At 71.5% G+C, this 3,017-nt stretch carries 2 protein-coding genes; both read right to left on the bottom strand.

Translation table 11 applies throughout. The features are described 5' to 3' along the window. Positions 1-259: 259 nt before the first annotated feature. Positions 260-2,212, bottom strand: a complete 1,953-nt coding sequence (locus AB8Z36_RS35365) for a penicillin acylase family protein (RefSeq protein WP_369217487.1) — start codon at positions 2,210-2,212, stop codon at positions 260-262. A gap of 184 nt (positions 2,213-2,396) precedes the next feature. Then, positions 2,397-3,017, bottom strand: a 621-nt coding sequence (locus AB8Z36_RS35360; protein ID WP_369217486.1) for an MMPL family transporter, incomplete at its 5' end; no start/stop codon positions are given.

Here is a 3,017-nt window from a genome sequence, read left to right as displayed (position 1 = left end):
CCGACCTGGACGTGGGCACCTACCTGCGGCCCGAGGGCCAGGACTTCCTGCTCGTCGGCGGCAACGAGCCGGAGTGCGACCAGCTGGAGTGGCTCGACGAGCCGGACAAGGCCGACCTGCGGGCCACGGCGTCCCGCTTCCGCACCCACCGGACCCGGTCCGCCCCCGGTGCGAACACAGCGGCCAGATCGTCGACCTCGGCTCTTTCTCCCGCCGGCGCCCGCCCACCGCCACGACGGGGGAGGGGCCTGACGGCCGCTCAGGCGGAGGCCACGGAGTACTCGGGACGCAGGCGGTCCGCTGCCCACAGGGGGTACTGCGACTCCGCGCACGGCGCCGACGGCTCGCTGGTGTTGCCGTAGACGAGCAGGCTCCTCGCCTGCGGCCAGTCGCCGCCGCGGAATTGAACGTGGGAGATCCAGGAGTCGCCGAGCACCAGCTCCAGGCCCTCGGCCATGGGCAGCAGCTCCAGGACCTTCAGCACCCCGAGAATGCCCGACCCGCCGTCCGCCGCGACGGCGTCCTCGCCGGAACCCAGCCGGCACACCTGCCCGACGGAGGCGTCGAGCGGCACGCCGAGCCCGGTCAGGAGACCGACCGCGGCGCGCAGGACCTCGACCGAGCCCTCCGGGTCCAGCAGACCGCCCGGCATGCCGCCCGGCTCCGCGGACGGCTTGAGCAGCGTGCCCGCGGCGATGCCCTGGCCACTGAGGAGCCCCCAGGAAAGGAACAGCACATATCCGAAGCTGTCCCTGTGGGCGTGGCGGTCCCAGGCGGTCAGCGCCTCGATCGCGGGGGCGAGACCGGCGTCGTCGGCGGCCGCCGCGCACAGGTCGTCCAGCACGCAGTCGGCGAGCACCGCGCGCTTGGAGTACTTCAGGCCGAGCAGGGCCTTGGGGCTGATCTTCTTCTGACGCATGAGCCAGCCGCGGGAGGCCGCGGTGCGCAGGTCGATGATCCAGTCGACGTCGGGCGCGATCGCCGCCGGGTACCGGGACTGATCGAGGGGCGGGTCCGTGAACAGCCAGGGGTTGTCGTTGACGTTCTGCACCCAGCCGCAGTCGGGGTCGATCACGCGGGGCATCGCGCACGCCGGGTGCACCTCGTCCCAGAGCAGGCGCGGGTCATCGCCCGGCAGGCGCTTGCGGACGTCGGCGACACCGTCCCAGGCGGCCACGGGCGGGGTGCCGCAGTAGAGCGCCCCGATGGAGCCGGACGCGTCGGCGGCGAGGACGTTGAACAGCGGCAGCGGCGCCGCGTCGTGGGTGGCGAACAGGTCCTCGACGCCGGTGGCCAGGGACATGCGCCACCAGCCCTCCAGCGCGGACGTCGCGGGGTGGTGCAGGACGCCCGCAAGCCGCACCGCGACGTCGACGCCGTCGGGCGCGGTCACGACGGGGCCGTGGACGCTGCGCCGTTCGAGAACCGTGACGGGCTCGCCACCGGCCACCCCGATGTGGTGCTCGACGGTCTCAAGGGTGCGCTGCTCACCGTCGAAGAGATAGGTGTCGCCGGTGAGGCCCAGGTCGTAGACGGTCATGTTCGGCACCGGGTTGACGGTGTGCCCCCAGCCGACGTGCCGGCCGTAGCCCAGGGCCTGCCAGGGCAGGCCCAGCAGGGTCGCCCCGTGGAAGTCGCGCCCCGGACAGGTGCTGCGCGCCTCGAACCAGCGGTGGAAGCCCTTCCACCCCAGATGGGGGTTGATCATGAGCTGGGCGTGTCCCGTCGTCGACAGACCGGCCGAGACGGCCCATCCGTTCGAACCCGCGGACTCTAGGAAGGCGGTGGGGGAGAAGGCGAGGCCGTTCGAGTCCATGGTGGTGAAGCGCACGAAGGTGCGGACCACATGAGCGAGTACGTCACGGGGGCCGACCGGGAGCACCTCCCGGCGGTCGGTGCCCAGCGCGGGGTCCTCGGCGCACGCCGCGTTGAACCCGTCGCAGAACGCCGCGATCCTGGCCAGCGTCGCCGGGGTCTGCGCCGCGAGCCACTCATCGGTCATGGCCTTGAGGCCGAGCCGCGCCACGAAGGTGTCCTCGTCCACGAACTGCGGCCCCCACAGCGCGGCCGCCTGGCCGCGGGCCGTGCCGTAGAGCTCCAGTACGAGGGTGGCGTTGGACTGGGCCTGGGCCCGTCCGAAGCCGTTGGTCACGTCGAGTTCGTCGTCGCCGACGATGGTGGGAACGGCCCACCGGTCCCAGGTGATGTCCATGCTGACTCCCTGCTGCCGCCGCTGCAACCGCGTAGTCCGCCCCCGGTTGAGCCATGGTAATAGCCAATGCGGCACTTATAGACCTAGTCTCCTGGGTGTTTTTGAATGGACGTCGGCCTATTCAGCCACCTCGGTGCCGTGGCCCCCCGCAGCCCCGCCGACCGGCGCGCCACGCTGCTGGTTCTCACCGGCCGCGGCCACCGGACGGTGGTGCCCCACGCCCGGACCGCGAGCGATGGGTGCGATGCAGTGGGTTCCACCAGTTGAGGGCACCCAGGACGGCCATGGTGGCGGGGACCAGGAAGCCGCGTACCAGGACGGCGTCGACGAGGACGGTGAGGGCGACACCCAAACCGATGATCTTCAGGGCGGTGACGCCGGTCGCCGCGAGCGCGGCGGTGGGGATGGCGACGGACAGGGCGGCCGCGGTCATCAGGGAGCCGGTGCGGGAGATGCCTTCGATGATCGAGGTCTGGTTGTCGTGATGCCGGTCGTACTCCTCCTTGATGCGGCCCAGGAGGAAGATCTCGTAGTCCAGGGAGATCGCGAGGGTCAGGACGAGGACGAAGAGCAGCAGTGAGCAGTCCAGGGTGCCGGTGAGGGTGAACTGTTGAAGCAGCGCACGGCCGTGGCCGTCCTGGAAGACGGTGACGAGCATGCCCAGGGCGGCGCCCATGGTGAGCAGAGCCACGGCGATGGTCTTGCAGGGGGCGATGACGCTGCGCGTGTACAGCGCCAGCAAGGTGCCGAGAGTGAGGGTCAGGGCGAGTCCGATGGCGGGCAGCGCGTGGCGCAGGGCCTGGAC

The organism is Streptomyces flavofungini, from assembly GCF_041028215.1.
Taxonomy (GTDB): Bacteria; Actinomycetota; Actinomycetes; order Streptomycetales; family Streptomycetaceae; genus Streptomyces; species Streptomyces flavofungini_B.
Note: the sequence above shows the minus strand (reverse complement) of the source record. Positions and strands in the feature narration are given on the sequence as shown.

Excerpts from the sequence above, each read along its gene's own strand:
- AB8Z36_RS35365 (WP_369217487.1), bottom strand. The coding sequence starts at position 2,212 with ATGGACATCACCTGGGACCGGTGGGCCGTTCCCACCATCGTCGGCGAC.